The sequence below is a fragment of the Sphingobacterium sp. UBA7625 genome, assembly GCF_002484085.1.
GTDB lineage: Bacteria > Bacteroidota > Bacteroidia > Sphingobacteriales > Sphingobacteriaceae > Sphingobacterium > Sphingobacterium athyrii.
Genome location: NZ_DLJD01000009.1, coordinates 80,066 through 80,500, shown reverse-complemented (window position 1 = coordinate 80,500; position 435 = coordinate 80,066). Strand labels below are relative to the sequence as shown.

Here is a 435-nt window from a genome sequence, read left to right as displayed (position 1 = left end):
CACCGCGGTGTCGATTTGAATAAAGTATTTAACGGTTAATTATCATGGCAAAAATCAAAATCACCCAGATAAAGAGCGTTATCGACAGAAGCGAGCGCCAAAAGAAAACTATTGAGGCATTGGGTTTGAAAAGAATCAACCACTCAGTAGAAGTTGAAGCTACTCCATCAATCATTGGAATGGTACGTAAAGTAAACCATTTAGTAGCTATCGAAACTATTTAATATTAGCATATGGAAGGGGTCTTTGGGCTCTTTCCATTACTTGTTATTAATAATAATTATTTTTTAATCGCTAGTACCTGTTTAGTGAGAGCGAAGGGCTAGCACAATTTAGTTTAAAAATGAACTTAAGTAATTTAAAACCTGCAAAAGGTGGAGTAAAAAGTAGCAAACGTATTGGCCGTGGTACTGGTTCTGGTCGTGGTGGTACTTC

Annotated in this window: 1 protein-coding gene and 1 pseudogene; both read left to right on the top strand. The window is 36.8% G+C overall.

Going from position 1 to position 435, the window contains the following annotated elements; translation table 11 throughout:
- The first annotated feature begins 44 nt into the window (after window positions 1-44).
- Entirely contained in the window at window positions 45-224 is a 180-nt protein-coding gene (gene rpmD / locus B4G94_RS04005; protein ID WP_046674880.1) for a 50S ribosomal protein L30, read from the top strand.
- A 119-nt stretch (window positions 225-343) separates the two neighbouring features.
- Window positions 344-435: pseudogene (locus B4G94_RS04000) on the top strand (50S ribosomal protein L15); the annotation flags it as partial.

What these genes read in the sequence shown, in the direction of transcription:
- rpmD (WP_046674880.1), top strand. Translation starts at nt 45, where the DNA reads ATGGCAAAAATCAAAATCACCCAGATAAAGAGCGTTATCGACAGAAGC.